General features: G+C 67.3%; 23 protein-coding genes. 11 read left to right on the top strand and 12 right to left on the bottom strand.

Going from position 1 to position 26,684, the window contains the following annotated elements; genetic code table 11:
• The first annotated feature begins 3 nt into the window (after window positions 1-3).
• The gene (gene ligD, locus ACZK0Z_RS00115; protein WP_197632682.1) at window positions 4-2,490 is read left to right on the top strand and encodes a DNA ligase D; all 2,487 of its coding nucleotides are present in this window, start codon (window positions 4-6) and stop codon (window positions 2,488-2,490) included.
• A gap of 75 nt (window positions 2,491-2,565) precedes the next feature.
• On the opposite strand, the gene ACZK0Z_RS00120 is transcribed toward ligD, so the two are convergent.
• The 4 genes from ACZK0Z_RS00120 to ACZK0Z_RS00135 all read right to left on the bottom strand — a co-directional run bounded on the left by ACZK0Z_RS00120 (window position 2,566) and on the right by ACZK0Z_RS00135 (window position 5,557).
• Window positions 2,566-2,958 (bottom strand): hypothetical protein, encoded by a 393-nt coding sequence (locus tag ACZK0Z_RS00120; RefSeq protein WP_197632681.1) that lies wholly within the window; start codon window positions 2,956-2,958, stop codon window positions 2,566-2,568.
• Between the two features lie 127 nt (window positions 2,959-3,085).
• Complete coding sequence (gene adhP, locus ACZK0Z_RS00125) at window positions 3,086-4,114, bottom strand: alcohol dehydrogenase AdhP (RefSeq protein WP_197632680.1); 1,029 nt, start codon at window positions 4,112-4,114, stop codon at window positions 3,086-3,088.
• 96 nt (window positions 4,115-4,210) lie between these two features.
• Complete coding sequence (eda, locus tag ACZK0Z_RS00130) at window positions 4,211-4,849, bottom strand: bifunctional 4-hydroxy-2-oxoglutarate aldolase/2-dehydro-3-deoxy-phosphogluconate aldolase (RefSeq protein ID WP_197632679.1); 639 nt, start codon at window positions 4,847-4,849, stop codon at window positions 4,211-4,213.
• A gap of 117 nt (window positions 4,850-4,966) precedes the next feature.
• Window positions 4,967-5,557 carry a cysteine dioxygenase family protein gene (locus ACZK0Z_RS00135; RefSeq protein ID WP_197632678.1) on the bottom strand — a complete coding sequence of 197 codons (591 nt, stop codon included), beginning with the start codon at window positions 5,555-5,557 and terminating at the stop codon, window positions 4,967-4,969.
• A gap of 238 nt (window positions 5,558-5,795) precedes the next feature.
• Between ACZK0Z_RS00135 and ACZK0Z_RS00140 the strand changes: the two genes are divergently transcribed.
• The gene (locus ACZK0Z_RS00140) at window positions 5,796-6,851 is read left to right on the top strand and encodes a LacI family DNA-binding transcriptional regulator (RefSeq protein WP_197632677.1); all 1,056 of its coding nucleotides are present in this window, start codon (window positions 5,796-5,798) and stop codon (window positions 6,849-6,851) included.
• Window positions 6,852-6,960: 109 nt separating this feature from the next.
• Here the strand turns inward: ACZK0Z_RS00140 and phhA are convergent, their stop codons facing one another.
• Window positions 6,961-7,854, bottom strand: coding sequence for a phenylalanine 4-monooxygenase (phhA, locus tag ACZK0Z_RS00145; protein ID WP_049429166.1), 894 nt, complete (start codon window positions 7,852-7,854; stop codon window positions 6,961-6,963).
• A 125-nt stretch (window positions 7,855-7,979) separates the two neighbouring features.
• Between phhA and ACZK0Z_RS00150 the strand changes: the two genes are divergently transcribed.
• Window positions 7,980-8,465 carry an Lrp/AsnC family transcriptional regulator gene (locus tag ACZK0Z_RS00150; protein WP_049429165.1) on the top strand — a complete coding sequence of 162 codons (486 nt, stop codon included), beginning with the start codon at window positions 7,980-7,982 and terminating at the stop codon, window positions 8,463-8,465.
• 39 nt (window positions 8,466-8,504) lie between these two features.
• Here ACZK0Z_RS00150 and ACZK0Z_RS00155 read toward each other — a convergent pair whose 3' ends face one another.
• Complete coding sequence (locus tag ACZK0Z_RS00155; protein WP_019337382.1) at window positions 8,505-9,497, bottom strand: patatin-like phospholipase family protein; 993 nt, start codon at window positions 9,495-9,497, stop codon at window positions 8,505-8,507.
• 177 nt (window positions 9,498-9,674) lie between these two features.
• On the bottom strand, window positions 9,675-10,691 hold the full coding sequence (locus ACZK0Z_RS00160; RefSeq protein WP_049429164.1) for a TIGR00266 family protein: 1,017 nt from the start codon (window positions 10,689-10,691) through the stop codon (window positions 9,675-9,677).
• Between the two features lie 158 nt (window positions 10,692-10,849).
• Between ACZK0Z_RS00160 and ACZK0Z_RS00165 the strand changes: the two genes are divergently transcribed.
• Complete coding sequence (locus tag ACZK0Z_RS00165) at window positions 10,850-13,120, top strand: TonB-dependent receptor (RefSeq protein ID WP_049429163.1); 2,271 nt, start codon at window positions 10,850-10,852, stop codon at window positions 13,118-13,120.
• Window positions 13,121-13,252: 132 nt separating this feature from the next.
• Here the strand turns inward: ACZK0Z_RS00165 and ACZK0Z_RS00170 are convergent, their stop codons facing one another.
• Window positions 13,253-14,092, bottom strand: coding sequence for an acid phosphatase (locus tag ACZK0Z_RS00170; protein ID WP_049429162.1), 840 nt, complete (start codon window positions 14,090-14,092; stop codon window positions 13,253-13,255).
• A gap of 261 nt (window positions 14,093-14,353) precedes the next feature.
• Between ACZK0Z_RS00170 and ACZK0Z_RS00175 the strand changes: the two genes are divergently transcribed.
• Window positions 14,354-15,232 (top strand): lipase family protein, encoded by an 879-nt coding sequence (locus ACZK0Z_RS00175; RefSeq protein WP_197632676.1) that lies wholly within the window; start codon window positions 14,354-14,356, stop codon window positions 15,230-15,232.
• An 11-nt stretch (window positions 15,233-15,243) separates the two neighbouring features.
• Complete coding sequence (locus ACZK0Z_RS00180) at window positions 15,244-16,446, top strand: DUF4785 domain-containing protein (protein WP_197632675.1); 1,203 nt, start codon at window positions 15,244-15,246, stop codon at window positions 16,444-16,446.
• A gap of 246 nt (window positions 16,447-16,692) precedes the next feature.
• On the opposite strand, the gene ACZK0Z_RS00185 is transcribed toward ACZK0Z_RS00180, so the two are convergent.
• On the bottom strand, window positions 16,693-17,514 hold the full coding sequence (locus tag ACZK0Z_RS00185; RefSeq protein WP_197632674.1) for an ATP-binding cassette domain-containing protein: 822 nt from the start codon (window positions 17,512-17,514) through the stop codon (window positions 16,693-16,695).
• 151 nt (window positions 17,515-17,665) lie between these two features.
• On the opposite strand from ACZK0Z_RS00185, the gene ACZK0Z_RS00190 reads away from it, so the two are divergent.
• The 4 genes from ACZK0Z_RS00190 to ACZK0Z_RS00205 all read left to right on the top strand — a co-directional run bounded on the left by ACZK0Z_RS00190 (window position 17,666) and on the right by ACZK0Z_RS00205 (window position 21,806).
• Window positions 17,666-18,868, top strand: coding sequence for a DesA family fatty acid desaturase (locus tag ACZK0Z_RS00190; protein ID WP_197632673.1), 1,203 nt, complete (start codon window positions 17,666-17,668; stop codon window positions 18,866-18,868).
• A complete protein-coding gene (locus ACZK0Z_RS00195; protein WP_197632672.1) occupies window positions 18,865-19,197 on the top strand; it encodes an EF-hand domain-containing protein in 333 nt (110 codons plus the stop codon). The genes ACZK0Z_RS00190 and ACZK0Z_RS00195 overlap by 4 nt, the downstream gene beginning before the upstream one ends.
• A gap of 86 nt (window positions 19,198-19,283) precedes the next feature.
• Entirely contained in the window at window positions 19,284-20,096 is an 813-nt protein-coding gene (mutM, locus tag ACZK0Z_RS00200) for a bifunctional DNA-formamidopyrimidine glycosylase/DNA-(apurinic or apyrimidinic site) lyase (protein WP_295548580.1), read from the top strand.
• Window positions 20,097-20,201: 105 nt separating this feature from the next.
• Window positions 20,202-21,806, top strand: coding sequence for an OpgD/OpgG family glucan biosynthesis protein (locus tag ACZK0Z_RS00205; RefSeq protein WP_049431089.1), 1,605 nt, complete (start codon window positions 20,202-20,204; stop codon window positions 21,804-21,806).
• Window positions 21,807-22,304: 498 nt separating this feature from the next.
• Here the strand turns inward: ACZK0Z_RS00205 and ACZK0Z_RS00210 are convergent, their stop codons facing one another.
• The 3 genes from ACZK0Z_RS00210 to ACZK0Z_RS00220 are packed head-to-tail and all read right to left on the bottom strand — an operon-like array spanning window position 22,305 to window position 24,434.
• Window positions 22,305-22,925 (bottom strand): thymidine kinase, encoded by a 621-nt coding sequence (locus ACZK0Z_RS00210; RefSeq protein WP_049426678.1) that lies wholly within the window; start codon window positions 22,923-22,925, stop codon window positions 22,305-22,307.
• A 9-nt stretch (window positions 22,926-22,934) separates the two neighbouring features.
• The gene (locus ACZK0Z_RS00215; RefSeq protein WP_049426677.1) at window positions 22,935-23,666 is read right to left on the bottom strand and encodes an SEL1-like repeat protein; all 732 of its coding nucleotides are present in this window, start codon (window positions 23,664-23,666) and stop codon (window positions 22,935-22,937) included.
• A 39-nt stretch (window positions 23,667-23,705) separates the two neighbouring features.
• Window positions 23,706-24,434 (bottom strand): SEL1-like repeat protein, encoded by a 729-nt coding sequence (locus tag ACZK0Z_RS00220; RefSeq protein ID WP_049426676.1) that lies wholly within the window; start codon window positions 24,432-24,434, stop codon window positions 23,706-23,708.
• Window positions 24,435-24,533: 99 nt separating this feature from the next.
• Between ACZK0Z_RS00220 and ACZK0Z_RS00225 the strand changes: the two genes are divergently transcribed.
• Window positions 24,534-26,510 carry a UvrD-helicase domain-containing protein gene (locus ACZK0Z_RS00225; protein WP_049426675.1) on the top strand — a complete coding sequence of 659 codons (1,977 nt, stop codon included), beginning with the start codon at window positions 24,534-24,536 and terminating at the stop codon, window positions 26,508-26,510.
• Window positions 26,511-26,684 lie beyond the last annotated feature (174 nt).

A 26,684-nucleotide genomic window follows, 5' to 3' on the forward strand; every position in this document is an offset into this window, starting at 1 on the left:
GCCATGTCGTTGCACCAGTATCGGCGCAAACGCCGGCTTGGCGGCGGCGCCGGGCAGACGCCGGAACCTGACGACACGCGTGCCCCCGGTGACCCGAAGGGGCGGCCGACCTTTGTCATCCAGCTGCACCATGCCAGCTCGCGCCACTACGACTTCCGCCTGGAAATGGACGGCGTACTGAAGAGCTGGGCGGTGCCCAAGGGGCCTTCGCTGCGCGTCGGTGAAAAGCGGCTGGCCGTGGAAGTGGAAGACCATCCGCTGTCCTACGCCGGTTTCGAGGGAGACATTCCTGAAGGCCACTATGGTGCGGGCCACGTGGATGTCTTCGATCACGGCACCTGGGCCTGTGAAGGCGATCCACTGCAGGCACTGGCGGCGGGCAAGATCGACTTCGTGCTGCATGGACAACGCCTGGCCGGTGGCTGGAAGCTGGTGCGCACGGCGATGAAAGGGCGCCAGGTGCAGTGGCTGCTGATCAAGCGCGATGACGAGGAAGCACGCGATGCAGAAGCAGACGATCTGCCGGGAGTGTCCGCGCCGAAACGCTCATCGGCAGTGAAGAAGCGCACCGCGAGGGAGGCCGCGCGCGCCGCGCCTGCCGCGCGCACGGCGAACCGCAAGGCCGATGCAGGTTGGCATGCACGCGCGCTGAAACTGCACGGCGCACGTGACGCACCCTACCCGCGCGCCTTCAAACCGCAGTTGACCGATCATCGCAACAGTGCGCCGGACGGCGACCGCTGGCTTCACGAGATCAAGTGGGATGGCTATCGCCTGCTGGCTGATCTGCACAATGGCGAGGTCAAGCTGCGCTCCCGCAATGGTCTGGATTGGACCGATGATTTTCCCGAAGTGGTGCAGGCCGTGAAGGCGCTGCCGGTGCGCGATGCGCGCCTGGATGGCGAGCTGGTGGTGCTGGACAAGGAAGGACGCAGTGACTTCGCAGCGTTGCAGCGGGTGATCGACGGCAGTTCGAAGCAACCGCTGCGCTACATCGTGTTCGATCTTCCGGGCGTGGCTGGCGCGGACATCAGTCGTGCGCCGTTGCTGGAGCGCAAAGCACTCCTGAAAGCGCTCATTGGGCCCGCGCCTGGCACCCTGGCCTTCAGCGAGCACGTGATCGACCACGGCCCGCAGGTGTTCGACGCCAGTGGCAAGGCCGGATTCGAAGGCATCGTCAGCAAGCAGATGGATGCCCCGTACGTGAATACCCGCGCGCGCAGCTGGGTGAAGGTGAAGCACGAAGACACCGACGAGTTCCTGATCGTCGGCTACACGGCACCCAAGGGTTCCCGAGTGGGGTTCGGCTCGCTGCTGCTGGCGACGCCGGACAAGGGAGGCTTGCGCTATGTGGGCCGCGTTGGCACCGGCTTCGACGACGAAAGCCTGCGCGCACTGCTCAAGGCACTGCAGCCGTTGGCCGTGAAGACGCCCGTGCTGCAGCTGCCGGCGCATGTGCCGTTCCGCGCTGCCAGCGTACGCTGGGTGAAGCCGGTGGCGGTTGCCGAGGTGGCCTTCCGTGGCTGGGGCAAGGAAGGCCTGCTGCGCCAGGCCAGTTTCAAGCGACTGCGCAGCGACAAGCAGAAGGAGGACCTGGGAATGAGCGCCGCGCATGCCGAAACCGGAGGCGAGGTCCAGATCACTCATCCGGAGCGGGTAGTGTTTCCAAAGCAGAAGCTCAGCAAGGGAGACGTGGCGGACTACTACCGGCAGATGGCACGCTGGATCCTGCCCGAGATTGCTGGACGTCCGCTGTCACTGCTGCGCTGCCCGGACGGCGTGGGCAAGGCCTGCTTCTTCCAGAAGCACCATGGCCCCGGCCTGGGCGATGCGGTGCTCGCGGTGCCCCTGCAGCAGAAGAGCGGCCGCGAGGATTACGTCTACATCGACGATTTACGGGGCCTGCTGCAGCTGGTGCAGATGAACACCCTGGAACTGCATCCCTGGGGCGCGACGGTGGCCGATCCCGAACATCCGGATCGTCTGGTGTTCGATCTCGACCCCGGCGAAGGGGTGAACTGGGCACAGGTGAAGGCCGCTGCGCGCGATGTGCGTGACCGCCTGCAGCAGGTGGGCCTGAAGAGCTTCGTACGCCTGTCCGGTGGCAAGGGCGTGCACGTGGTGGTGCCGCTGCAGCCCAAGGCAGGCTGGGACGAGGCCAAGGCGTTCTGCGAGGCGTTCGCGCAGGCAATGGCGCTGGAGCAGCCTGATCGCTACGTGGCGACGATGAGCAAGGCCAAGCGCGGCGGGGTGATCTTCATCGACTGGCTGCGCAACACGCGAGGCGCCACCAGCGTGTGCTCGTGGTCGCTGCGTGCACGCGATGCTGCCGGCGTGGCAGTGCCGCTGCGCTGGGAAGAGCTTGCACGCGTCAGTGCGGCCGACGCGTTTCCGATGGCCAAGGCGCTGGCGCGCGCAAAGCGCTTGAGGGGTGACCCATGGCAGGGTATCGACACGCTTAAGCAGACGCTGCCGCGCATGGACCTGTAGAGCCGAGCCCATGCTCGGCTGCCTGTGTCCATGTGCATGAAAGCCGAGCATGGGCTCGGCTCTACAGATGCGGCGCTACGTTGCGTTCCGCGACGCACGACGCCCGAACCACCAGCCCACCAGCAGCTGCAACGGCAGCGATGCCAGCAGCGAAATGACGAACCACAGGGGAAAATCCGCACCTGCGGCCCATACCGCGTAGCCGCAGCCCAGCGCGATCAGCGACCAGATCGAGAACCCGTGCGAACGCGGCCAGCAGGGTGCGTAGTAGGTGGCGAAGGCGATGCCGGCGATGCCGCCGAGCACGCTGAAGGCCAGGTCCCAGCCCAGCTGCACGCTGTTGTTGCCGGGCGACAGGCCCAGCAGCGGCGGCAGCCAGCTGGCGACGCTGCTGACCAGGGCAAGTGACAGCACGCCGCCGATCAGGGCGACGATGGACAGGAACAGGGTCTTGAGCAGGCCGGGCATGCGCGCATTGTACGGCTGTGCGGCGCATCCGCGGTTGCCGGCCAGCGGCCGGCATTACCGATGGATCGGCATGGCCGCCGTGCCCGTGGGAGAGGGGTACGGAGCAGCGGCGGCCATGCACAGGCGGTCAGGCGGCGAAGTCGATCACCACGCGGCCTTCGATGGTGCCCGCGTGCATGCGCGCGAACACGTCGTTGATGTTTTCCAGGCGGTCGGTGCTGACCGTGGCCGCGACCTTGCCTTCGGCGGCGAACTGCAGCGATTCCTGCAGATCCAGCCGGGTGCCGACGATCGAGCCGCGTACGGTGATGCCGTTGAGCACCATGCCGAAGATGTCCAGCGGGAAATTGCCCGGCGGCAGGCCGTTGAGCGACACGGTGCCGCCACGGCGGACCATGCCCAGCGCCTGCTCGAATGCCTTCGGTGAAACCGCGGTGACCAGGGCGCCGTGCGCGCCGCCGATTTCCTTCTTCAGGAACGCGGCCGGATCGGTGGTGCGCGCGTTGACGGTGACCTGCGCACCGAGCTGCCGCGCCAGCGCCAGCTTGCTGTCGTCCACGTCCACCGCGGCCACGTTCAGGCCCATTGCGCGGGCGTACTGCACCGCCATGTGGCCCAGGCCGCCGATACCGGAGATCGCCACCCAGTCACCGGGCTTGGTGTCGGTGACCTTCAGGCCCTTGTAGACGGTCACGCCGGCGCACAGCACCGGCGCGATCTCGATGAAGCCCACTTCCTTCGGAAGCAGGCCGACGTAGTTGGCATCGGCCAGTGCGTACTCGGCGAAGCCGCCGTTGACCGAGTAACCGGTATTGCGCTGCGTTTCGCACAGCGTTTCCCAGCCACCCAGGCAGTGTTCGCAATGGCCACACGCCGAGTACAACCAGGGGATGCCGACCCTGTCGCCTTCCTTGACGTGCCCTACCCCGCCTCCCACGGCCACGACGTGCCCCACGCCCTCGTGGCCGGGGATGAATGGCGGGTTCGGTTTCACCGGCCAATCGCCCTCGGCGGCGTGCAGGTCGGTGTGGCAGACGCCACAGGCCTCGATCCTGACCAGCACCTCGCCCGCCCCCGGGCGCGGTACCGAGACTTCCTCGATGACCAGTGGCTTGCCGAACTCGCGTACGACGGCGGCCTTCATGGTGGATTGCATGTTCGGATCTCCGCAGTGCGCTTGCCCACAGAATGACGCCGGCTCGAGGCCGGCGCTTTGATCACGATCAAACCTTTGAAGATTCGTGCAGCGTGTTCAGCTGGCCAGCACCGATGCCTCGCGCGCCATGCGCTCGATCGCCTCCCAGTCACGGGTCTGCAGCAGCGCCGGGGTGGTCAGCCAAGAACCGCCCACGCACAGCACATTGGGCAGGTGCAGGAACTGCGGCGCGGTCTGCGCGCTGATGCCGCCGGTCGGGCAGAAGCGCACGTCGGCGAATGGACCGTTCCAGGCGGCCAGCAGCGCGGCACCGCCGGCCTGCACGGCCGGGAAGAACTTGAAGGTGTCCTTGCCGTGCTCCAGGCCCAGGATCAGATCGGATGCGGTGGCGGCACCGGGCAGGTACGGCAGGTCGGCATCGCGCGCGGCGGCATACAGCATCGGCGTTGCACCGGGCGATACCGCGAAACGTGCGCCGGCCTGCTTCGCCGCCTGCATCTGCGCGGCGTTGAGTACGGTACCGGCGCCGATCACTGCGTCCGGCACGGCCTCGACCATGGCCTTGATGGCGTCCAGTGCCTGCGGCGTGCGCAGGGTCACTTCGATCACCGGCAGGCCACCGCGGAACAGTGCTTGGGCTACCTCGACGGCTTCATTCACGTCTTCGGGGGTGTACACCGGAATCACCGGTGCCAGCTTCAACAGCGCGCGCAGGCGCGGATCAGCGCTGGACATGGTCTTGCTCCTTGCCCGACGGGGCATTGCGGATCGCCGCCGGGTCCGGCAGCGCAGCGGCGCATGATGCCATGCGCGCTGCGAAGGCGCTGTCCGCTGCCCTGCCCTCTGCCCGGCTCAGGCCGGATCGGCCTGCAACGCCTGGATACGGCGCTGGTACCAGTCACCCCCAAGTGGATCGAACACCGCCGAACGTTCCATCGGCGCTTCGTACACATGCACCGAAATGGCCAGGGCCTCATCGCTGGCATTGCGCAGGGTGTGGTATTCATGCGGTGGAATCAGGCTGCCGGCACTGCCGCAGCCGCCGCGCAGCACGGCATGGCGGCGGAAGCGCCAGCGCTCGCCGGCGCACTCCAGCAGTTCATAGCGGGTGATCTCCAGCTCGCCCGACCACACGCCCTCCACACACCACATGGCATCGTGGTCGTGCAGCGGCGTGCCCTGCCTTGGGCCCCAGCTCATGGCAATCACGCTGTAGCCGTGTTCGCGGCTGTGGTACAGCGGACGTCGCGCGTAATGATCACTGACCGGACGGTGCACGCATTCGGGCAACTCGATGCGGCTGTCCGCGATGGCTTCCTGCAGCGCCAGCTGCAGGTCGGCGGTGATGCGCTCGGCATCACCGGAGGTCATCGCCGCGTCGACTGCGGCGATCAACCGGTCGCGGCCACGGAACGCCGGAAACGGAGAAGTCTGCAGGTCCATGCCCCGACTGTAGCGGAGCCTGGTTAAGGGAATGTTGGTGATCGCGCGCGTCGCACCCGCATTCATGGCAAGCGCGCGTGAAAAACGGTTCAGATGCAAATGCAGTAGAGCGATCACAATGGAACCTCACGCGGTGGAACGTGTCGAACACGGTCTGTGCCGCTCCAGCTGCGACATTCCGCAACTTCGCGCCCGACGGGCGCAAGGCTAGAATTCTCCGACTTACCTGGTTCTATACATGTCAGTGCGAAATATGAGCGATGCCGCGTTGCCGGCATCGAAAGGCAAGGCTGCCACGATCAACGACATCGCACGACTGTCGGGAGTTTCCAAGAAAACGGTTTCAAGAATCATCAACAACTCGCCGCTGGTGCGCAAAGACACCCGCGACAAGGTCGAGGCGTTGATGCGCGAGGTCGGTTACGTGCCCGACCCTCTGGCGCGCGGGCTCGCGTTCCGCCGCTCCTTCCTGATCGGCCTGGTGTATGACGACCCGGGTGCCCAATGCATCGTTGACCTGCAGCATGGCGCGCTGGAAGCGCTGCGTGGCACCGGTTATGAGCTGGTGGTGCATCCCTGCGACAGCCAGGATCCGGAATGCGCGCACGGCGTGCGCCGCTTCGTGCAGCAGCAGAAGCTGCATGGGGTGATCCTCGGCCCGCGTGCATCCGAATCGGTTGCGCTCGCGCAGATGCTGGACGACATCGATTGCCGCTACGTGCGCATCAACGCACATGCGTCGGAGGATGAAGTGCAGGCGGTGGTCACCCACGATCGCGATGGCGCGGCGGCAGCAGCGGGTTACCTGCTCTCGCTCGGCCATCGTGACATCGCGGTGATCGCAGGGCCCGGAGACCGGCGCGCGGCGCGTGAGCGCACGCATGGCTTCCTTGAGCGGTTGGCCCAGGTGGGGCTGACCTTGCCGGGCGAACGCGTGCTGGAAGCCGGTGACACCTTCGAGTCCGGCGTGCATGCCGCCGAGCGGCTGCTGATGGGCGGGCAACGCCCCAGCGCGATCTTCGCCGGCAACGACGAGATGGCGGCCGGTGTCTACCAGGTTGCGCTGCGTGTGGGAATTGCCGTGCCACAGCAGCTGTCGATCGTCAGCTATGACGACAGCCCGCTGGCCTCGCGGTTGTGGCCGCCGCTGACTTCGGTGCGCCGCCATGTGTCCGACATCGGCCGCATGGCGGCGGCGATGCTGGTGCAGACCGAAGTACCGGATGCACCGACCGCGGCCAGCGTGCATCCACAGCTGATGGTGCGCGGTTCCTGCCGGGCCGTGGACGCCTGAGTACCCTGCCCTCGCCTGCGCCGCCGCGACGGCGCAGCGGTGCAGACATCAATGAAAACGGCGCACCCATGTGCGCCGTTTTCAGTGCGAAGCCATGCGCGTTGTGTGCTTACACGTCGCCGCCGTCGGCCCAGCCTTCCCCCGTGCCCTTCTGGAACACGCGGTCATCGCTCTGCACGTCACCGGCCGGCAGGTGCGCCTGGTCGGCCAGTGCCGCGTAGATCGGGGTGAAGTCCGGCGACGTCGCCTGCATCAGCTGTTCGAAGCTGTCGATGACGAAGTAGGTCTTCTGGAACGTGTCGATGCGGTACTTCGTGCGCATGATGCGCTGCAGGTCGAAGCCGATGCGGTTGGGCGCGGCTGATTCCAGCGAGTACAGCGATTCGCCCTTCGACGACACGATGCCGGCACCGTAGATGCGCAGGCCTTCGGGCGTATCGATCAGGCCGAACTCCACCGTGTACCAGTACAGGCGCGTCAGGTTCTGCAGCGCATCCGGGCCGATCGCGTGCGCTTTGACGCCGCCGCGCCCGTACGCCTCCATGTAGTCGGCGAACACCGGGTTCATCAGCAGCGGTACGTGGCCGAACAGATCGTGGAACAGGTCCGGCTCGGCGATGTAGTCGATCTGGTCCGGTCGACGGATCCACCAGGTCACCGGGAAACGGCGGTTGGCCAGGTGGTCGAAGAAATCCAGTTCCGGCAGCAGGCCTTCGACGCCGACCAGGGTCCAGCCGGTGGCTGCGCCGAGCACTTCGTTGAGCTGGTCGAAGCGCGGAATCATGTGCGCGCTCATGCCCATCTCGTCCTGCGCGTCCAGGAATTCCTGGCAGGCGCGGCCGACCAGCAGTTCGCGCTGGCGCTGGTACAGCGTGCTCCAGGTGGCGTGGTCGTCGGCGCTATAGGTGTCCCACGGCTGCTCGACGAGCGCGGTGGTGTACACCGGCACGTAGCCCTTGTCGGTCTGCTGGTGTTCGACGCGGCGGGGCTGGGCGAGGTCCATGGGGCACTCCTTGACGGGATACCTACGATGCTAGGCCAGAGCCCGCGCAACAGGGTTGCAAAAGTTGCGCCGATTGGCCTTGTTGGCGCAATATCCTTGCGTACTCACCATGTTGCGGGGCAACAATGGCCGGAGAAGTCCAGTTCGATCGCACGGATATACGCCTGCTGGCTGAAATCCAGCGGGATGGGCGCGCCACCAACGCCGAACTGGCGGCGCGGGTGAATCTCTCGCCTTCGGCCTGCCTGCGGCGGTTGCAGCGGCTGGAAAGCGAGGGTGTGATCGTCGGCTACGGCGCGCGGCTGGAACCGCGGCAGTTGCGCCTGGGCCTGCAGGCCTTCGTGCGCGTGCAGCTGGAAAAACACGACCAAGCCGCCATCGGCCACTTCGTGGACAGCGTGCAAGCGTGGGATGAAGTGGTGGCCTGCCATGCACTGACCGGCGACATGGATTACCTGCTGCACGTCTACGTGCGCGACCTGGAGCACTTCTCGCACTTCCTGCTGGACCGGCTGCTCAATGCCGGCGGCGTGGCCGATGCCAATTCCAGCTTCGTGCTGCGCACGGTGAAGGGATTCCAGGCATTGCCGCTGTCGCAGCTGGAGCCCTGAGCGGCCACCAGGCGTGCCCGGTGGCCAGGCACCAACGGATCAGCACTTGTCCTTGCGGCCCATCAGCTTGCCCAGGCGCGAGGCTTCCTCGCACTTCGGTGCGGCCACCGGCGCCGGTGCCGCTGCGGCGGCGCGCGCGCGCTGCAGCTGCTGGATCTTCGCGCGGATCTGCGGCATGGCCGCCATCGCAGCCTTTTCGCCTTCCAGGATCGCGGTGCCACGCTGGCTGAAATCGGCAGCGCCGATGTCCAGCACCTTCGGGCGGATGACGATGTCGGCGCGTGCCAGTTCCTGCTCGCCGAGGCGCTGGCCCATGATCGAGATGGACTGGTTGACGATGCCCAGCATGTCGGTCGGTGCCTTGCCGCTGGCCTTGCTGGAAATGTCCACGGCGATCACGAAGTCGGCGCCGAGCTGGCGTGCGGCATCCACCGGCACCGGGCTGACCACACCGCCATCGATGTAGTTGCGACCGCCGATCTTCACCGGCTCGAACACACCGGGAATGCTGCTCGACGCGCGCACCGCCTGGCCGACGTTGCCGCGCACGAAGATCGCCCGCTCGCCGGTTTCCAACTGGGTGGCGACGGCGGCGAACGGCTTCTTCAGGCGTTCGGCCGGACGGTTGGCGACCTGTTCGTTGACGTAGTCCTGCAGCTTCTGGCCCTGCACCAGGCCACCGGAGAACAGGCGCACGTCGCGGATGCTGGCTTCATCCAGCGCCACCGCCTTGCTCTGCATCTGGAACGCGTCCATGCCGCTGGCATACAGCGCGCCGACCACGCTGCCGGCACTGGTGCCGGACACCACCGCGGGCTCGAAGCCATTGGCTTCCAGCATCTTGATCACGCCGATGTGGGCGAAGCCTTTGGCCGCGCCACCGCCGAGCGCGATACCGATCTTCACCGGCTTGGCCTGCGGCACCACGGTGGGGGCCGGCGGCGGCGTGGGGCGGACCGGATCACCGCCGCAGCCGGCCAGCAGGCCGATCAGGGCGACGGACAGCAGCATGCGGGGGCGGAACAGGCTCATCGGCAGTGCGCTCGCGGCGCCGGGCTCGGGAAAGGGCGCCAGCATACCGAAGCCGTGGCGGGGCGGGCAGGGTGGGAATCCTCGCCCATTCAGGAAAGAGGTACGGTAGGTGCCGACCTTGGTCGGCACGCGCAGATTCCAGTGCCGACCAAGGTCGGCACCTACCAAACGAGTGGGTCAGAACCGGTTGTCGCCGTCCAGCATCCGGCCAAGACCTCCCAGCACCGAACCTTCGCCGCGGCTCTGGCCACCGCCCTGCGGTGCGGCCATCCACATGCGGCCAGCCAGGCGCGAGAACGGCAGCGACTGCAGCCAGACCTTGCCTGGACCGGTCAGCGTGGCCAGGAACACGCCCTCGCCTCCGAACAGCATGCTCTTGATGCCGGTGACCCGGCGTACGTCCATGTCCACCGTGGGGTGATACGCCACCACGCAGCCGGTATCCACGTCCAGGCGTTCACCGGCAGCCAGCTCGCGCTCGACCACGCAGCCACCGGCGTGGATGAACACCCAGCCGTCGCCCTCCAGCTTCTGCATGATGAAGCCCTCGCCGCCAAACAGGCCGGTCATGATCTTGCGCTGGAACTGCACGCCGATCTGCACGCCGCGCGCGCCGGCCAGGAAGCTGTCCTTCTGGCAGATCAGGCGGCCGCCGTGCTGGTCCAGTTTCATCGCCAGCACCGTGCCCGGGTAGGGCGCGGCGAAGGCGACCTTGCCCTTGCCGTGCCCGCTCTGCGTGTAGACGGTGGCGAACAGGCTCTCGCCGGTCAGCACGCGCTTGCCTGCGGCCATCACCTTGCCCATGAAGCCGCCGCCCTGGTCGCCGTTGGCGGCGCCGAACACCGTGTCCATCTGCACCGTAGCGTCCTTGAACATCAGCGCGCCGGCCTCGGCGATGGCGCTCTCGCCGGGGTCGAGCTCGATCTCCACGAACTGCATTTCATGGCCGACGATGCGGAACTCGATGTCGTCGGCGCGACCGCTGGCGCCTGCCGGCACCGGCGGCGGGGTATTGGGCATGCCCGGGGCCGGCGCCTGCAGCCCGGCCACCTCGGCGATCGGCGTCCACCCGCTCATGCCCTGGCACCAGGCCAGGGCGCGTGGATTGGCCTGCGCGTAGCGGCGCGCGGCCTCGTCATCAAGCGGGCCGACGCGCTCGGCCTGGGCGGAGGCATGGAAGTACCACTGGGTCATGGCGGCGGGTCCGTCGCGGTGGAAACCCCGAGTCTAGCGAGCCCCCGGGGGCGCCGGCGACGGGGCCATGAACGGCGGGCATTTGCGGCGTAGGTGCTGTATTGCAACAATTATCTGGTAGCGCCGTTTTACCACCCCTCCAAACACAGCCTACCGCCATGTCCCCGACCCGTACTTCCCGTGGCCGCCTTCCGGTCGCGCGCCCCCTCGTTGCCGCTCTTTCCGCCCTGCTGCCGCTGGTAGCAGCCGCCCAGGAAACCCCTGCCGCCAAGGATCCGGTTGCCCTCGATGCCCTGCAGGTGACCGCGCAGCGCCGCGTCGAGAACGCCAAGGACGTACCGGTCGCACTGAGCGCGATCCAGGGCGAGAAGCTGGATGTGCTCGGCTCGGCCGGCGATGACATCCGCTTCCTGGCCGCGCGCGTGCCCAGCCTCAACATCGAGTCGTCCTACGGCCGTGCCTTCCCGCGCTTCTACATCCGCGGTCTGGGCAACACCGATTTCGACCTCAATGCCTCGCAGCCGGTGTCGCTGGTGTACGACGACGTGGTGCAGGAAAGCCCGCTGCTGAAGGGCTTCCCGCTGTTCGACCTGGCCAACGTGGAAGTGCTGCGTGGCCCGCAGGGCACCCTGTTCGGCCGCAACACCCCGGCCGGCGTGGTCAAGTTCGATTCGGCACGCCCGTCGCAGGATGCCGATGGCTACATCCGCGTGGGATATGGCAGCTACAACAGCTGGAACGTGCAGGGTGCCTACGGCGGCCCGCTGACCGACCGCTGGTCGGCACGTGTCTCGGCCATCTACCAGCGCCGCGACGACTGGGTCGACAACACCCGCGTCGGAGCTCCCAACAGTGGCTTCGAAGGCTATGACGAATCCGCAGGCCGCGTGCAGTTCCTGTACGAAGGCGACGACTTCGAAGCGCTGTTCAACCTGCACAAGCGCAAGCTCAACGGCACCGCGCGCCTGTTCCGCGCCAACATCATCCAGAAGGGCGGCAATTCGCTGGTCGAGAACTTCGACCGCGACAAGGTGGCCAACGACGGCGTCAACTTCTCGGACCTGGACACCTGGGGCGGCAGCGCGCGCCTGCAGTGGAACCTCGGCTCGGTGACCCTGCACTCGATCACCGGCTACGAGACCGCCGAATCGCTCAACCGTGGTGACATCGACGGTGGCTACGGTGCAGCCTTCCTCGGTGCCGGCAATTACGGCCCGGGCCTGATTCCGTTCTCGTCGGAGTCTGCCGACGGCCTGCCGCACCACCGCCAGTGGACGCAGGAAGTGCGCATCGAGTCCAACGAATGGGGCCGCTTCGACTGGCAGGCCGGCGTCTTCTACTTCGATGAAGACGTGACCATCAACAACTTCAACTACGACTCGCTGACCCCGGGCAACCCGCAGACCGGCCACGTGGTGCAGAACCAGCGGAACAAGGCGTGGGCGGTGTTCGCTTCGGGCGACTTCGATGTCACCGACCGCTTCAAGCTGCGTGCCGGCGTGCGCTACACCCAGGACAAGAAGGACTTCAGCGCCAGCGTGCTGCAGGCCGTTCCGTTCGGCACCCCGGTCAGCGGCCCGTACCTGGCCAACACCGACGTCAACGACGTCAGCTGGGATGTCAGCGGCGTGTACAAGCTGACCGACGACATCAACGCCTACGCCCGTGTGGCCAAGGGCTTCCGCGCACCGTCGATCCAGGGCCGCCTGGCCTTCGCGCCGGGCCTGTCGCAGGCCGATTCGGAGAAGGTGATCTCGTATGAAGCCGGCATCAAGGCCGACCTGTTCGAGCGCCGCGCGCGCCTGGGACTGAGCGTGTTCCGCTACAACGTCGACGGCCAGCAGCTGATCGCCGTGGGCGGCAGCAACAACACCGCCACCCTGCTCAATGCCGACAAGACCATCGGCCAGGGCGTGGAGCTGGACCTGGAGGCCTACCTGGCCGACAACGTCCTGCTGACCTTCGGCAGCAGCTACAACGACACCGAGATCAAGGACAAGAACCTGGCGGTGGCGATCTGCGGCGGTGGCTGCACCATTACCGACCCGACCACGGTGATCAACGGCCAGACCTATGCGCTGGTCAACGGCAACCCGTTGCCGCAGGCACCGAAGTGGATCCACAACGCGACCCTGCGCGTGGGCTTCCCGCTCAGCGACGGCAGCGAGCTGTACGCCTACACCGACTGGGCCTACCGCAGTGCGGTGAACTTCTTCATCTACGAGTCGCCGGAATTCCGCGGCCGTAGTTCGCTGGAAGGTGGCCTGCGCCTGGGCTACAACTGGGATTACGGCCAGTACGACGTGGCTGTGTTCGGCCGCAACCTGACCAACCAGACCCGCGTGGTCGGTGCGATCGACTTCAACAACCTGACCGGCTTCCTCAACGAGCCGCGTACCTGGGGCGTGGAGTTCACCGCGAAGTTCTGATGCGGTCGCTGCGTTGATGCAATGAAGAAGGGCCGGCGTAATGCCGGCCCTTCTGTTTCCTGCTTCATGTAGAGCCGAGCCTGCGCTCGGCTGCTCTGAGCCGAGCATGGCTCGGCTCTACAGAGGCATGGCTTACAACGCGCTCTGCGGGCGCACCTTCAGTACCGCGTTCTCGGTGGTGCAGTCGCGGCTGGAGTGCAGGCCGGCCTTGCGCGCGGCAGCGATCTCCTTGCGTGCGGCCAGCAGGTCCTTGTTGAACGCGGCGTTGTCGTGCAGGCGGGCCACGGCGGCGGCGCCCATGAAGCGGCCTTCCAGGATGTCGCTCTGCCAGTGCACGTTGCACACCAGGCGGCTCTCGCCGTAGTTGCGGCCGCGGGCCTGGATGGCATCGGCGCGGTCCGGCACGATCTCCGACAGGATCAGTGCCCAGGCCCAGCCGATCGAGGTATGGCCGGACGGGTAGGAGCCATTCTTGCGCAGGCCTTCTTCATCCTTCGGCGAGCAGGTCGGCTCACCGTTGACCATGAACGGGCGCGGGCGCTGGTAGTGGTTCTTGGCCGCCTTGGTGGCGGCGCTGGCGTCGATCCGGCTGCGCTCCAGCAGTCGATACAGCGCCGGAGTCTTCACCGCATCGACGTCGATGTCGGCGGCGCAGGAGAAGTGGTTTGCACCTTCGGGGAAGCCGAGTTCCGCATCGATGCCGGCCTGGGCGAAGCGCGGGCTGCCACGCAGCGCGCGGGCTTCACGGCTGACCTGTTCGTCCAGGGCGAGGGCGGCCGAACCGGCCACCGGCGGCGCCGGCACCAGGTCCAGGCTGGCCGGGACCGCATCCTTGTCCAGATAGCCCACGGCCTTGGTGGTGATGTTGGCTTCGACGGCGGTCGGCTTGGCGGCGGTGGCGGCACAACCGGCCAGGGCCACGGCCACGGCAAGGCCGAGCAGCGGGCGGGCAGGGTGGGAAATCAGCGACATGGACGGGCTCCGGAGAAAAAACATCGCGCCATGATCGCAGTCCGTGTACGACACCGCAGTGGCCATCGGTCATACGGCCAGACCCGGCATGGTCATTGCCGCGATATGAAAAACGTCATCGAGTGGCGTCAGTCTCCTGAATCCGGGCGCAGCGCACGGACTTTCACGCCGCTGCACCGCGAGCATCGGCACAACGGCAAGCGCCAGGGCCGTCCAGTTCCAGCCGGGTCGGGGGGATCCGCAGACAGAGGGAGAGAAGCGATGCGCAGCACCGCAACAGGAAGTACCGTCCTGGCCCTGCTCCTCGGGCTTGCAGCAACGCCGGCGCAGGCCGCCGACGTGGTCGGCGTGGCCTTCGTGCATGGCACCGGCGCGCAGACCAACGCCACCCAGGACTACTGGCAGCCGGCCATCATCGACACCGTGCGCCAGGGCCTGCCGAACAGCAGCAACTACGTTGTCATCAACTGCGACTTCACCCAGTACATGTGGAAGCCGGAGGCCGCCGGCTGCCTGGCCAACCAGCTGACCAGTTTCATCGACAGCCGCGGCATCACCCAGCTGGTGGTGATCACCCATTCCAACGGCGGCAACGTGGTGCGCTGGATCCTGTCCAACCCGACCTACGACAGCCGCTACCCGAAGATCATCCGCACGGTGCGCAAGGTCACCGCGCTGGCACCGTCCTCGGCGGGCACGCCGCTGGCCGATGCGGTGCTCAATGGCAATACCTTTGAAACCTCGCTGGGCTGGCTGCTGGGCTACAAGAACGACGCGGTGCGGCAGCAGCAGGTGGCGAGCATGGCCACCTACAACGCGCAGAACCTGTACGGCACCGCAGGCCGTCCCGCGCTGCCCAAGCCGTTCCGCGCGGTGGTCGGCAGTGACGTGGAATCGGCGGTGTGGGACAGCAACAGCTACTGCGGGGGCTATGCCGCCAATGTCGGCCTGGAGTTCACCCAGAACTGGCTGTCGTCCTGCTCCGACGGCTTCCTGGAGTGCAGCAGCCAGAAGGCCGCCGGCACCACCTGGTTCACCGACAAGCAGCGTACCCAGGGGGCAGAGCCGCTCAGCCACAACCAGAGTCGTCGCGAGTGCTTCGGCCTCGGCACGATCCTGCGCAACGACTTGATCCAGTGAGGGAGACGACCATGACGATCCATTCCACCCTGCTGGCCAGCGCGGTGCTGGCGGTGCTGTCCCTCTCCCCAGCGCAGGCTGCGCAGCCGTTGAATGCCGCACGTGCCGGCGATCAGGTGCCCGCGGCGCTGGTTGCCGCGCCGTTGCCGGCCGATGAAAGCGAACACGCGCCGCTGTCCTTCGCTTGGGCGTTGGACCCGGTACAACCGCTGCAGGCGGCCACGCCGTATGCCTCTGTCAGCCGCAGCTACTGGCAGCAGGTCGATGGCGCGCAGCTGCAACGCGGCGTGGACCTGCCGCTGACCGCCGCCGATGCGGTGATCCAGCTGAGCCCGGCCGAAGGCGCGCGTGCAGTGCCGGCCAACACGTTGCAGGTGCGTGACCCGGCCGGCCGCAGCAGCGTGGCGCGCAGTGTCGACGCACGTGCGCTGCAGCAGGCCGGCATGCCGGTGAGCGATGGCAGCAGCATGCTGCGCACCGGCGCGACCAGTGCGGCCGGTGCGTACACGCTGCAGAGCGCGCAGGCACAGGGCCGCTACGTGGTGCAGGTGCTGGAGCCGAACAGTCCGCTGCGGCTGGAGGTGCAGGCCAACCAGGCGCAGGTGCTGGCCGGTGGCAACGTGCAGCTGCAGGCACGCCTGCTGGAAGACGGTGCCACCACCGCGCAGATGGCCTCGCGCCGCAGCAGCCTGGGCGGTGAAGCCCTGCTGGTCGCACCGGATGGACGCAGCTGGCCGCAGCGGTTGCTGCGCACCACCGATGGCGCCCTGCGTGCGCAGGTGCGGATTCCGGCTGATGTCGGCAACGTGCAGGGGCTGTGGGAGCTGCAGGTGTTCGCCCAGGCCGATGGTGTGTTGCGCGATGGCAAGGTCGCCTTCGCGGTGGCGCGGCCGACCGCGCGCTTCAGTGGCCAGGCGGCGCCGGACCCGGCCAGCCGACAGGTCGCACTGCCATTGCAGGTAGCCGCCGCTGGCCGCTACGAGGCGCGTGGCACGCTGTATGCCACCGGCCGCGATGGCCAGCTGAAGCCGGTCGCGCAGGCGCATGCGGCCGCGTGGTTCGATGGTCCGGGGCGTGGCCAGCTGGTGCTGCCGTTCGACCAGGCCGCGTTGCCGGCCGGCTTCGGCGCGCCGTACGAGCTGCGCGACCTGCAGCTGCAGGACCAGAGCCGGATGGCACCGATCGAATCGCGCGCGCTGGCGTTGAGGTTCTGAGGCTGGGTGCAGCGGGCCGGGATCCGGCCCGCTGCACCGGCATGGCGACGGAATGGCATCACATGGGGAATGGCATCACATGGGGAATGGCATCACGACGGGGTAGAGTCGACAGTTAGTCGACTGCCTTTCGCCTGAATCGCAAAGATCCCGCGCTGCGCGCGATAGTCGACTGACAGTCGACTCTACCGCCGCCGGTTTCCCGGGCCCATCGGTTTCCAAGCCGTTTCCCTCGAGGGCTCCGCCTCAGCCCGCGTAAGCGGTCAACCGGCCTTCCTGCTCGCACACGGTGATGGCGCCACCGAACACCGACGACAGCGGCTCGTTGCGCAGCAGTTCGGCGCGGGTGCCATCGGCCAGCACACGGCCATCGCGCAGCAGCACCACGCGTTCGATCTCGGGAATGATCTCTTCGATGTGGTGGGTCACCAGCACCAGGGTGATGCCCTGCTGGGCGAGCACCCGCATGGTCGCCACCAGCTGTTCGCGGGCGACCAGGTCCAGACCGGTGGAGGGCTCGTCCAGCAGCAGCGCCTGCGGCCGGTTGACCAGCGCGCGGGCGATCAGCACCCGGCGGGTCTCGCCGGCCGACAGCTCGGCATAGGCGCGCTCGCGCAGGGATAGGGCGCCGGTCATCGCCAGTGTCTCACCGACGCGTGCACGCATGTCGGCAGTCACCTCGCGGAAGGCCGGCACCACGTAGCTGGCGAAGAAGCCGGACAGCACCGCCTGTTCCACGGTCAGCCCCGGCATGTCGGCCAGGTTGCTGCTGAGATCGCCGGTGACGATGCCCAGCTGCGAACGCAGCCGGTCCACCTGCCAGCGGTTCTGGCCCAGCACCTTCACGGCCACCGAGCCGTCGCTATGCGCCAGCGGGTACAGCTCGCGGGTGATCAGCTTGATGAAGGTCGACTTGCCGCAACCGTTGGGGCCGAGCAGGGCAGTATGCTGGCCCTGCGCGATGCGCAGGCTGAGCCCGTGCAGCACCTTCACCTGGCCGCGCACCACGGTGGCGCGGTCCAGTTCGATCAAGGGGGGCAGCTCCGCAACGGGCGGGGCGGCAGTCATGGTGCTGGCGCGTGGATCAAGGCTCGACAACTCAGGTCCCCAACTGTGAACGGTGCCACGGATGACGGTGGCAATCACCGCCGCAGGGATGCAGTTTGCAACGCAAGCGCCCATGATGTCTGCCATCCCCGCGTCGATACGGAGAGCCGCCATGCCCGATGCCCTGATGTCCCTGTTGACCGGTGGTGTGCTGGGCCTGGGCTGGTGGGCCATGCTGGCGGTGCTGCTGGTCTTCACCCAGATCACCATCTTCTCGGTGACCCTGTACCTGCATCGCAGCCAGGCCCATCGCGGGGTCGATTTCCACCCGGCACTGGCCCACGTGTTCCGGTTCTGGCTCTGGCTCACCACGTCGATGATCACCCGCGAGTGGGTGGCCATCCATCGCAAGCACCACGCCAAGGTGGAAACCGAGGACGATCCGCACAGCCCGGTCACCCGTGGCATCGGCAAGGTGTTCTGGCATGGCGTGGAGCTCTACCGCGAAGCGCGCGGCATGCGCGCGGACATCGAGCAGTACGGGCGTGGCACCCCGGATGATGCGATCGAGCGCCACCTGTATACCCCGCACGCCACGCTCGGCCCGGTGCTGCTGCTGGCGATCAACAGCGTGCTGTTCGGCCTGCCCGGCGTGGCCCTGTGGGCGATCCAGATGGCGTGGATCCCGTTCTGGGCCGCAGGTGTGGTCAATGGCTTGGGTCACTGGTGGGGGTACCGCAACTACGAATCGGCCGATACCTCCACCAACCTGACGCCGTGGGGGTTCTGGATCGGTGGCGAGGAGCTGCACAACAACCATCATGCCTTCCCCAGTTCGGCGCGCTTCGCGATGCGGCGCTGGGAATTCGACATCGGCTGGAGTGCGATCCGCCTGCTGCAGGCGTTGCGCCTGGCCAAGGTGCTTCGCGTTGCACCGGCCATGGACGTACGCCCGAACATCGCTGTGCCCGATGCCGAAACGCTGAAGGCGCTGCTCTCGCACCGCTTCCAGGCGATGACCGACTACCAGCGCAATGTGTTCATGCCGGCCCTGCGCGAGGAGGCCACCCACGCCGGGGCCAAGCTGCGTCGCCTGCTGCCGCGCCGGCTGCGCCGTGGCCTGGTCAATGATGGCCGCTGGTTGAAGCCTGACAGCCGCGCCCAGCTCAGCGAATGGGTGTCGCAACGGCCGCGCATCCGCACCCTGGTCGAGTACCGGGGGCGCCTGGCCGCGTTGCTGGAAGCGCGCGGCCACGATGCGGCCGAGCGCCTGCATCAGCTGCAGGCGTGGTGCCGCGAGGCCGAGGAAAGCGGTATCGCCGCGTTGCAGGCCTACGCCGCACGATTGAAGGGCTACAGCCTGGTGGGCGCGTGAGGACAGGGTACGGGCTTCTGCTGGCGGCGCTGCTGCCGGGCGCGGTGCTGGCCCAGGTCACCGACACCGCCAGCTACCTGCAGCGGATGGACAGCGATGGCGACGGCAAGGTCAGCGAGGCCGAGTACGTGCAGTGGATGCTGTATGCCTTCGACCGCATGGACCGCAATGGTGATGGCGTGCTGACGGCCGAGGAGCTGCCCGGTGGCAAGGGCAGGGCGATCAGCCGCGAGCAGCAGCGGCAGGTGATCGTGAAGCGCTTCCACACGCAGGATGCCAACGGCGACGGCTTCCTGGATGCACGGGAGCTGGCGGCGCCGCCGCGCTGACTCTGCACCGTCGCCGGGCATGGCCCGGCGCTACCAGGTGCACCGGTCCCGGTAGCGCCGGGCCATGCCCGGCGTAGAATCGCCGCATGCCTGAACTGCCCGAAGTCGAAACCACACGCCGCGGCCTGGCGCCGCACCTGCAGGGCCGTCGCGTGCATGGGGTGATCCTGCGCCGGGCCGATCTGCGCTGGCCGATTCCGCCGGAAGTGGCCGAGCTGCTGCCGGGGCAGCGCATCGAGGACATCCGCCGCCGCGCCAAGTACCTGCTGCTGGACACCGCCATCGGCAGCGCCGTGCTGCACCTGGGCATGTCCGGCAGCCTGCGCGTGCTGCCCGGCGACACCCCGCTGCGCGCGCACGACCATGTGGATATCAGCCTGGACAACGGCCGCCTGCTGCGCTTCAACGACCCGCGCCGCTTCGGCAGCCTGCTGTGGCAGCCGGCCGGCGAGATCCATCCGCTGCTGCAGGGGCTGGGCCCGGAGCCGCTGGACGATGCCTTCGACGGGGACTACCTGTTCGCCCGCAGCCGCGGCCGCAGCGCGCCGGTGAAGACCTTCCTGATGGACCAGGCGGTGGTGGTGGGCGTGGGCAACATCTACGCCGCCGAAAGCCTGTTCAAGGCTGGCATCAGTCCGCTGCGCGAGGCCGGGAAGATCTCGCGCGAGCGCTACCAGCGGCTGGCTGGCGCGGTGAAGGAGATCCTCGGCTACGCCATCACCCGTGGTGGCACCACCCTGCGCGACTTCATCAGCCCCGATGGCGCGCCGGGCTACTTCGAGCAGGAACTGCTGGTATACGGCCGCGATGGCCTGCCGTGCCCGAACTGCGGCCGCGCACTGAAGCACGCCACCATCGGCCAGCGCGCGAGCGTCTGGTGCAGCCACTGCCAGCGCTGAGCCGGACGGCCAGCGGCAGCTGAACGGGCAGGGCGCGTCTCCGCTGCCCGTTAACGTTTGTCTGCCTATGATGGCCGACCTTCCTTCTGTGCCTGACGCGCCTGCATGCAACGACGCGACTTCATCCGCAATGCCTCCCTCGCCCTGGCTGCATTCGGCCTGCCGTCCCTGCCCGCGTGCGCGGCCAGCAAGAGTGGCCAGATGGGCCTGCGCCGCCTCGGTCAGCCGCAGCCGTTCGACTTCGCCACCCTGAAAGGGCAGGCGCGGGCGCTGGCACAAGCGCCCTACAAGAGCCACAAGCGGGTGCTGCCGGGCCGCCTGGAAGGACTGGACTGGGACCAGTACCAGTCGATCGGCTATCGCCAGGACCACGCGCTGTGGGCCGACCAGCCGGGCAAGTTCCAGGCCAAGTTCTTCCACCTGGGCCTGTACTTCCATTCGCCGGTGCGCATGTTCGACGTGGTCGACGGCAAGGCGCAGGAGCTGGCCTATGACGGCGCGGCGTTCAACTACGGCAAGAGCGGCATCAAGGACGGCGAGCTGCCGGCCGATCTGGGCTTCGCCGGGTTCCGCCTGAACACCCGCAAGGACACCGACCGCGACTTCGCTGCGTTCCTTGGCGCCAGCTACTTCCGCGCCGTCGGCAAGGAAGGCCAGTACGGCCAGTCCGCGCGTGGCCTGGCGATCGATACCGGCATGGGCAAGCCGGAGGAATTCCCGGACTTCATCGCCTATTACCTGGAACAGCCGTCGGCCGATTCGGAAACGATCGTGGTCTATGGCCTGCTGGATTCGCCCAGCGTGGCCGGCGCCTACCGCTTCGCGATCACCAATGGCGATGTGCTGCTGATGGACATCGACAGCGCGCTGTACCCGCGCAAGGCGATCGAGCGCCTGGGCATCGCACCGTGCACCAGCATGTACCAGGTGGGCGAGAACGACCGCCGCATGGGCTGGGACTGGCGCCCGGAGATCCACGATACCGATGGCCTGTCGCTGTGGACCGGCGCCGGCGAGTGGATCTGGCGGCCGTTGCTGAACCCGCGCAACCTGCGCTTCAACATGTTCATGGACCGCAACCCGCGCGGCTTCGGCCTGCTGCAGCGTGACCGCAACTTCGACCACTACCAGGACGATGGCGTGTTCTACGAGAAGCGCCCGTGCCTGTGGGTGGAGCCGAAGGGCGAGTGGGGCGAAGGCTCGGTGCAGCTGGTGGAGATTCCCACCGTGGACGAGACCTTCGACAACATCGTGGCCTTCTGGAACCCGAAGGAAAAACCGCAGCCGGGCCAGGAGCTGCTGGTCGGCTACCGCCTGTATTGGGGCGCCGAGCCGCCGGCACGCCCGCCGCTGGCGCACTGCGTGGCCAGCCGCACCGGCCTGGGCGGCGTGGTCGGCAAGAAGCGCGAGTATTTCAGCTGGCGTTTCGCGGTGGACTTCGAAGGCGGCGAACTGGCCAGGCTGATCGACAAGGCCGAGGTCGAGGCGGTGGTGGAAGCCAGCCGTGGCCGGGTCGAGATCGTGTCGGCGCGCCCGCTGCGCGAGATCAACGGGTACCGCGCGATGTTCGACCTGGTGCCGCCGGAGGGCAGCACCGAGCAGATCGATATCCGCCTGTTCCTGCGCAGTGGCGGCAAGACCCTTACCGAGACCTGGCTGTACCAGTACACCCCGCCGCCGGCGGGTGCGCCGGAGCGCACGCTGTACTGAGTGGTTTGGGATTGCAGGGCTTGCAGCCCTGCACCTGCTTCAATCAAAAGCAACGTCAACAGCAGAAGCTGGTTTCCTGTGGGGAGGCAGGGTGGGTCCGGTTGAGGGGGACGCCGTAAACCCATCCATGAAGTGACCCCCGCAACCGGACCCACCCCGCCTTCGACAGTTTTGCGCGATCTGTCGGAACAGCTCGTGGGGTCAGATCCGTTTTCCTTCGGGAAACGGATCTGACCCCGGAATTTCATTCGATATCTGACAGAGGTGTCGACCAAGGTCGACACCCACCAACAGCTGCGGGATTCTGTCAGAGGTGGGGCGGTGTCGGAGTGCGGGGTGTCAGCCGCATGGATGCGGCTGCCAAGCTTACAGGGACGTACTTGCAGCGTCCCCGCACTCCGACACCGTCCCGCCATCCCACGGAATGCCGCTTTGGCTTTGGCTGTTGCCGTTGCTGTTGCCTCTGCGGGTGCAGGGCGCAGCCCTGCCGAACACCCTCTACAGCGGCAGGGGCGCCTGCGCCGGGTCGATCCGCCCTTCACCGCGGGTGATCTTCTTGAACTCGGCACGGCTGACCGACACGTAGCGGTCGTTGCCACCGATCTCCACCTGCGGGCCATCCTTTACCGCGTGGCCATGTTCGTCCACGCGTACCGTCATCGTTGCCTTCTTGCCGCTGTGACAGATGGTCTTGATCTCCTGCATCTCGTCGGCCCAGGCCAGCAGGTACTGGCTGCCCTCGAACAGCTCGCCGCGGAAGTCGGTGCGCAGCCCGTAGCACAACACCGGAATGCGCAGCTGGTCGACCACCTCGCTCAGCTGCCAGACCTGGGCACGGGTGAGGAACTGCGCTTCGTCCACCAGCACGCAGCCCATCGGCCCGTGGGCGGCCAGGTCCTGCTCGACCCACTGCTGCAGGTCGGTGTCACGGTCGAACGCCATGCCCTCGGCGCGCAGGCCGATGCGCGAGGCGACCACGCCGGCGCCGGCACGATCATCCAGGCGCGGGGTCAGGATCGCCACCCGCATGCCGCGCTCGCGGTAGTTGTGCGCGCTCTGCAGCAGGGTGGTGGTCTTGCCGGCGTTCATCGCCGAATAGTAGAAATAGAGCTTGGCCATCGGCCAATTCTAGTCGCCCACCGCCTTGTCGTCGCGGACCGTGTCCGGCCGTCCTATCTCGACGCTGGGGGTCCGCGCGGGGCGCCAGTAGTTGTCCTGCAGGCACCAGTAGTCGGCGGCGCGCCAGTAGTCGTTGTCGTAGACGATGCTGCCCGGCGTCGCGATGCCCTGCTCGTTGCCGCGGCGGGGGACGACGATCAGGCCGGAGCTCACGTACCCGAGGCGGCTGCCGGTGATCTGCTGGCGGCCGTCCCTGAGGGCGCGCTCCATGCGAGGCTTGGCCACGCGGTCGCCATAGTCGGCATAGACCTGCTGGCCGCGCTCGATCGCCTGTGCCTGCTGCAATGCGTCCAGGCGTGCCCAATAGTGCTCCCGCAGCACCAGGAAGTCGTGATACATGCGCTCGGCGGCAAGGTCCATCCAGATGTAGGCCATCACCGGATCGGCCCGGGTACCGAGGCCCTCCTGGTACAGCCGCGCCACCATGGCCTGGGAGAATTTGTCGGCGTAGCGCGCCGAACGCTTGTAGTAGTCCAGCGCCCTGGCGGGCTGTCTGTCCCGTTCGGCCTGCTGGGCCATGCTGCGCCAGAACAGGTCCGGATGGGCATCAAAGAAGCCTCCGGTCAGGACGGTTGGCGGGATCTGCCGCGGGGCCTCCACCGGGCATTCCCTGGCGGTCACGCCAGCGGCCATCGACAGGCCCAGCAGCAGGCAGAAGAGTGGAGCGTGCTTCGCTTTCATATGATCGCCCTCCTGGCAATGACTATGGAAATACGAACGTCAGCGCCCCGCGCCTTCCACCGGGCTGAGTGGGCCGACCTCGACGCTGCGGCCGCGGAATTCCTGTTCCCAGATGCGGTCCTGCATGCACCAGTAAGCTGCAGGGTCCCAGTACGCATCCCGGTAGTAGTCATCGCCGCGGGTCGGCCAGCCGGCTTCCGGGCCGTCGGACAGTTCCACCTGCAGCATCGAGCTGACCCAGCCGGTACGGCTGCCGGTCATGCGGCTGCGGTCCACGCGCATGGCAGCCTCCATGCGCGGCTTGGCCGTGGCATCGCCGTAGGCCGCATACAGCGCCGGCCCTTCGGTGAGCACCCGTTGCCGCTGCGCGGCATCCAGGCGGTTCCAGTAGCGCTCGCGCTCCAGCAGCAGGTCGCGGTAGCCGCGTTCGGCGGCCAGGTCCATCCAGATGTAGGCCAGCACCGGATCAGGGGCGGTACCCGTGCCCTCCTGGTACATGCGCGCGACCAGCGACTGCGACAGCTTGTCGGCGTGCGCGGCTGCCCGCTTGAAGCGCACCAGCGCATGATCGGGCCGGCCCTGGCGCCACGACTGCAGGCCCAGCTCGCGCCAGTGCAGATCAGGATGAGCCTGCAGGAAGCCCTGGGTCATCAGCGCAGGCCGCAACGATGCGCCAGGATCGGGCGCGCAGTCCGCACTGCGGGCGGCCAACGGCGCCAGCAGCAACAGCAGGGTGCCCAGCAGGGCGGCAGAAGCGGTCGGGCGCATGCACCTGGCTCCAGTGCTCCGGTGGCGAATCAATAGCTTAGGAACGGTGTGCATGCAAGTCAGGTCCGCCCGCTGCGGCCCCGCTACAATCCCATTCCCATGCACGGTCTCAATCCCCCCCAAGCCGCCGCCGTCCTGCACATCGAAGGTCCGTTGCTGGTGCTCGCCGGCGCGGGCAGCGGCAAGACGCGCGTGATCGTGGAAAAGATCGCCCATCTGATCGGCAGCGGCCGCTATCCGGCACGCCGCATCGCCGCGATCACCTTCACCAACAAGTCGGCCAAGGAAATGCGCGAGCGTGTGGCCAAGCGCCTGCGCGAGCAGGATGCGGACGAGGTGACCATCTGCACCTTCCATGCGCTGGGCCTGAAGTTCCTGCAGATCGAGCATGCCGCTGTGGGCCTGAAGCGTGGTTTCTCGATCTTCGACGCCGACGATGCCGCCGCGCAGATCAAGGACCTGATGTACGGAGCCAAGCCCGACGACATCGAGGACATGAAGAACCTGGTGTCGCGCGCGAAGAACGCCGGCCTGTCGCCCGAGCAGGCGATGGCCGCCGCGCGCAGCAACCGCGAGAAGGAAGCGGCCAGCGTCTACGAGCGCTACCAGCTGCGCCTGACCGCGTTCAATGCGGTCGATTTCGATGACCTGATCCGTTTGCCGGTGCAGATCCTGGAAGAGAATCCGGAGATCGCGCTGGCCTGGCGTGAACGCATCGGCTACCTGCTGGTGGACGAATGCCAGGACACCAACGACGCGCAGTATCGCCTGCTCAAGCAGCTGGCCGGTGAGAAGGGCAACTTCACCTGCGTGGGCGATGACGATCAGTCGATCTACGCCTGGCGCGGCGCCAACCCGGAAAACCTGCAGCAGATGGGGCGCGACTACCCCACGCTGGAGATCATCAAGCTGGAGCAGAATTACCGCTGCTCCAACCGCGTGCTGCGCGCTGCCAACGCGCTGATCGCCAACAACCCGCATGAGCACCTGAAGAAGCTGTGGAGCGACCAGGCCGACGGCGAACGCATCCGCGTATGGGAATGCCGCAACAGCGAACACGAAGCGGAAAAGGTCGCCGCCGAGATCGCCTTCGTGGCCCAGTCGCGCAACGTGCCGTGGAGTGATTTCTGCATCCTGTTCCGCGGCAACTTCCAGTCGCGCCCGCTGGAAAAGGCGATGCAGCTGCTGCGCATCCCCTACCATCTGACCGGCGGCACCATGTTCCTGGAGCGCCAGGAAGTGAAGGACACGCTGGCCTGGCTGCGCCTGCTGGTGAACCCGGACGACGACACCGCGTTCATGCGCGCGGTGCAGTCGCCCAAGCGCGATGTGGGTGCCGGCACGCTGGCCAAGCTGGCCGAGCTGGCGCAAGAAAAGGACATGCCGATGGCGCAGGCCGCCGAGGCGATCGGCGCACTGCAGCAGCTGCCACCGCGCGCGGCCAACAGCCTGGCCCGCTTCACCGATATCCTGCGTGACCTGCGTGCGCAGACCCGGCAGGTCAGTTCCGGTGACATGATCCGCAAGGTCGCCAAGGAATCGGGCCTGCTCAGCGAGCTGCGCCAGCAGGCCAAGGAAGAGGCCAGCTACCAGCGCCGGGCGAACAACATCGAAGAGCTGGCGCAGTGGTTCGAGGGTGGCCCGCGTGGTGCTACCGCGGCCGACCTGGCCGGCCAGCTGGCACTGCTGTCGCGCAGTGACAAGGACGAGGGCGGCAACCAGGTGCGCATGATGACCATGCACGCCTCCAAGGGCCTGGAATTCCCGTACGTGTTCATCGTTGGCTGCGAGGACGGCGTGCTGCCGCACCAGGTCAGCCTGGACGAGGGCAACCTGCAGGAAGAGCGGCGCCTGCTGTACGTGGGCATCACCCGCGCCAAGATCCAGCTGTGGATGAGCTACAGCAAGCTGACGCGCAAGTTCGGCGAGCATGTGCGGCTGAAGCCGAGCCGGTTCTTCGAGGAGATTCCGGCCGAGGAGATCCAGCGCGATGGCGCTGACCCGGTGGCGGATGCGGCACGGAAGAAGGAGCGCGCCAGCGCGGGGTTGGCTGCGATCGAGGCGCTGTTTGATTGATCGGCGAACGGCGCAGCCCCTCGTGGTTGGCGCCGTTCGCAGTGCATTCGTGGTGGGCCGGGCGGGTGGGCTGGCCGGGACACGCCGTAAACCCGTCCATGGGGGCTCGGCCGCTGCATCCATGCCGCGGACGGTCCCGCCCAGCCCACCCGCCCGGCCTCTGACAGGTTCCGT

The organism is Stenotrophomonas sp. 116085_Sma (assembly GCF_056479585.1).

Bases quoted from the DNA above. Each gene is read 5' to 3' on its own strand.
- ligD (WP_197632682.1), top strand. From the start codon at position 4: ATGTCGTTGCACCAGTATCGGCGCAAACGCCGGCTTGGCGGCGGCGCC.
- ACZK0Z_RS00120 (WP_197632681.1), bottom strand. From the start codon at position 2,958: ATGCCCGGCCTGCTCAAGACCCTGTTCCTGTCCATCGTCGCCCTGATC.
- adhP (WP_197632680.1), bottom strand. From the start codon at position 4,114: ATGCAATCCACCATGAAGGCCGCCGTCGTACGCGAGTTCGGCAAGCCA.
- eda (WP_197632679.1), bottom strand. From the start codon at position 4,849: ATGTCCAGCGCTGATCCGCGCCTGCGCGCGCTGTTGAAGCTGGCACCG.
- ACZK0Z_RS00135 (WP_197632678.1), bottom strand. From the start codon at position 5,557: ATGGACCTGCAGACTTCTCCGTTTCCGGCGTTCCGTGGCCGCGACCGG.
- ACZK0Z_RS00140 (WP_197632677.1), top strand. From the start codon at position 5,796: ATGTCAGTGCGAAATATGAGCGATGCCGCGTTGCCGGCATCGAAAGGC.
- phhA (WP_049429166.1), bottom strand. From the start codon at position 7,854: ATGGACCTCGCCCAGCCCCGCCGCGTCGAACACCAGCAGACCGACAAG.
- ACZK0Z_RS00150 (WP_049429165.1), top strand. From the start codon at position 7,980: ATGGCCGGAGAAGTCCAGTTCGATCGCACGGATATACGCCTGCTGGCT.
- ACZK0Z_RS00155 (WP_019337382.1), bottom strand. From the start codon at position 9,497: ATGAGCCTGTTCCGCCCCCGCATGCTGCTGTCCGTCGCCCTGATCGGC.
- ACZK0Z_RS00160 (WP_049429164.1), bottom strand. From the start codon at position 10,691: ATGACCCAGTGGTACTTCCATGCCTCCGCCCAGGCCGAGCGCGTCGGC.
- ACZK0Z_RS00165 (WP_049429163.1), top strand. From the start codon at position 10,850: ATGTCCCCGACCCGTACTTCCCGTGGCCGCCTTCCGGTCGCGCGCCCC.
- ACZK0Z_RS00170 (WP_049429162.1), bottom strand. From the start codon at position 14,092: ATGTCGCTGATTTCCCACCCTGCCCGCCCGCTGCTCGGCCTTGCCGTG.
- ACZK0Z_RS00175 (WP_197632676.1), top strand. From the start codon at position 14,354: ATGCGCAGCACCGCAACAGGAAGTACCGTCCTGGCCCTGCTCCTCGGG.
- ACZK0Z_RS00180 (WP_197632675.1), top strand. From the start codon at position 15,244: ATGACGATCCATTCCACCCTGCTGGCCAGCGCGGTGCTGGCGGTGCTG.
- ACZK0Z_RS00185 (WP_197632674.1), bottom strand. From the start codon at position 17,514: ATGACTGCCGCCCCGCCCGTTGCGGAGCTGCCCCCCTTGATCGAACTG.
- ACZK0Z_RS00190 (WP_197632673.1), top strand. From the start codon at position 17,666: ATGCCCGATGCCCTGATGTCCCTGTTGACCGGTGGTGTGCTGGGCCTG.
- mutM (WP_295548580.1), top strand. From the start codon at position 19,284: ATGCCTGAACTGCCCGAAGTCGAAACCACACGCCGCGGCCTGGCGCCG.
- ACZK0Z_RS00205 (WP_049431089.1), top strand. From the start codon at position 20,202: ATGCAACGACGCGACTTCATCCGCAATGCCTCCCTCGCCCTGGCTGCA.
- ACZK0Z_RS00210 (WP_049426678.1), bottom strand. From the start codon at position 22,925: ATGGCCAAGCTCTATTTCTACTATTCGGCGATGAACGCCGGCAAGACC.
- ACZK0Z_RS00215 (WP_049426677.1), bottom strand. From the start codon at position 23,666: ATGAAAGCGAAGCACGCTCCACTCTTCTGCCTGCTGCTGGGCCTGTCG.
- ACZK0Z_RS00220 (WP_049426676.1), bottom strand. From the start codon at position 24,434: ATGCGCCCGACCGCTTCTGCCGCCCTGCTGGGCACCCTGCTGTTGCTG.
- ACZK0Z_RS00225 (WP_049426675.1), top strand. From the start codon at position 24,534: ATGCACGGTCTCAATCCCCCCCAAGCCGCCGCCGTCCTGCACATCGAA.